The following is a 1,964-nucleotide window of genomic DNA, read 5'->3' as shown; positions in this document are numbered from 1 at the left end:
CCGCCCCGGCGCCCTCGGGCGGCCGGGTCAACCTCGACAAGGGACGCGTCGACCTCCGCAAGCACCAGACCGTCTCCCTGGTCAAGGGCGGCCGGCCGCTGCTCGGGACGGTCCGCATGGGCCTGGGCTGGGAGCCGGCGCAGCGCGGCAGGAACATCGACCTGGACGCCTCCGTCATCGCCTACGACCCGCGCCGCGAGCAGGTCGGCAGCTGCTACTTCGGCAGGCTGCTGATACTCGACGGCGCCGTCCAGCACTCCGGCGACAACCTCACCGGGGACGGCGCGGGCGACGACGAGGTCATCACCGTCCATCTGGGCGGTCTCCCGCCGCATGTCACCGGCCTGGTCTTCACCGTGAACTCGTTCTCGGGCCAGAAGTTCTCGCGGATCGCCCGCGCGTACTGCCGGCTGACGGACGCGGCGACCGGCGAGGAACTGGTGCGGTTCGACCTGACCGGCACCGAGCCGCACACCGGGGTCCTCATGGCCAAGCTCGTCCGGCAGTACTCCGGCGAGTGGGAGATGACCGCCCTCGGCGAGTTCCTCGACGCGCGCACCGTACGCGGCATGGTCAAGCCGGGCGCCCAGGCGCTCTGAGGCGGGCGCCCCGGCCCGGCGCCGACGCGACCGGGCGTCCCCCTCTGGTGCGGCGGCGTTCCCCGGACGAGAATCGGGTGGTGTGTGCCGTGACCGCCACCGGTATCGCGCGCACCTGGGCCCCCACGCCGGCCCGCGTCCGGGTTTCCGTCCGGCCGCCCCGGCCCGTACGAGGAGCGTCCGATGCCGCAGCAGCCCGTACCCCCGTCCGGCGGGGCCCCGTCCCCCGGTGACGAGGCCCCGATCCCCGACCCGGTCGCCGACACCTACGGCGACCACGACCTGAGCACCGTGCCCGCGTTCGCCGGAGGCTTCATCAACTTCGGCTACTGGGCGGACGTCGCCGGTGCCGCCGACCGGCCGCTGACCCCGGCCGACCGCGTCCGCAGCGAGCAGGACCTCTACCGGCTGGTCCTGGGCACCTTCGACCGGACGCGGGGGCTCACCGCCCTGGAGGTGGGCTGCGGCCGGGGGCTGGGCAGCGCGCTGGCGCTCGCCGAGTGCGGCTTCGGGACGGTCATCGGCCTCGATCTGCACCCCGAGCAGATCGCCCGCGCCCGCCGCACCCACGCCCGGCTGCTGGAGGGGCCCGCGCCCGGACGGCTGGAGTTCGTCCACGGCGCCGCCCAGCGCATCCCGCTGCCGGACGGCAGTGTGGACTGCCTGTTCTCGGTGGAGGCCGCGCAGCACTTCCGTGACCTGCCCGGTTTCGCCCGTGAGACGGCGCGGGTGCTGCGGGCGGACGGCCGGCTGGCCCTGACGACGTTCTTCGCCCGCGGCCCCGACGCCGCCGAGGCACTGCCCGAGCTGCTGCCCCCGTTCGCGGACGGCCTGGACATCCCCCACGTGGTCGACGACGTCGCGGCCGTCCTGTCCGCCGCCGGACTGCGGGACGTACGGGTCCGGTCGGTCGGGCACGCGGTGTGGGAACCGTACGACCGCTACATGGCGCAGCGGGCGGAGCTGCGCGACGGGTGGCCGCGCCGCTATCTGGCCGCGTACGAGAGCGGGCTGCTGGACTACTACCTGCTCACGGCGTCCGGCACGGGAGGGCCCGCCGCCACGGACCGGTGACGGCGACGGTGAGGCCGGGTCCCGCCAGGTGGGCGAAGAGGGTCCGCCCGTCGGGGGAGAACGAGGGTGCGGTGAACCCGCCGCGGGCGAAGGGGCGGGCGCTGCCGTCGCCGCTGAGGCCGAGGAGGTACGGGGCACCGTGGTGTTCCCCGGCGGCGACCAGGCCGCCGTGCGGCGCGGCGGCGGGCCCGCCGTCCGGGGCGGGGGCGGTGGTGAGCCGTGCCGTGAGGGTCAGCGTCCGCCGCCCCGGGTCGTAGCACCACAGCTGCCCGCCGCCGTCCTCACCGGCGC

Annotated in this window: 2 protein-coding genes and 1 pseudogene; 2 read left to right on the top strand and 1 reads right to left on the bottom strand. The window is 75.7% G+C overall.

Annotated elements, in window-relative coordinates; translation table 11 throughout:
• Nucleotides 1-599, top strand: a 599-nt coding sequence (locus AC51EU_RS29980) for a TerD family protein (protein WP_496270238.1), incomplete at its 5' end; no start/stop codon positions are given.
• Between the two features lie 183 nt (nt 600-782).
• A complete protein-coding gene (locus AC51EU_RS29975) occupies nt 783-1,673 on the top strand; it encodes a class I SAM-dependent methyltransferase (protein ID WP_496270237.1) in 891 nt (296 codons plus the stop codon).
• On the opposite strand, the pseudogene AC51EU_RS29970 reads toward AC51EU_RS29975, so the two are convergent.
• Nucleotides 1,630-1,964 (bottom strand): annotated as a pseudogene (locus tag AC51EU_RS29970) (Tat pathway signal sequence domain protein); the annotation flags it as partial. The gene AC51EU_RS29975 and the pseudogene AC51EU_RS29970 sit on opposite strands and share 44 nt — an antisense overlap.

The organism is Candidatus Streptomyces philanthi (assembly GCF_059553635.1).
Note: the sequence above shows the minus strand (reverse complement) of the source record. Positions and strands in the feature narration are given on the sequence as shown.

Coding starts and splice junctions, on each gene's coding strand:
- AC51EU_RS29975 (WP_496270237.1), top strand. CDS start 783: ATGCCGCAGCAGCCCGTACCCCCGTCCGGCGGGGCCCCGTCCCCCGGT.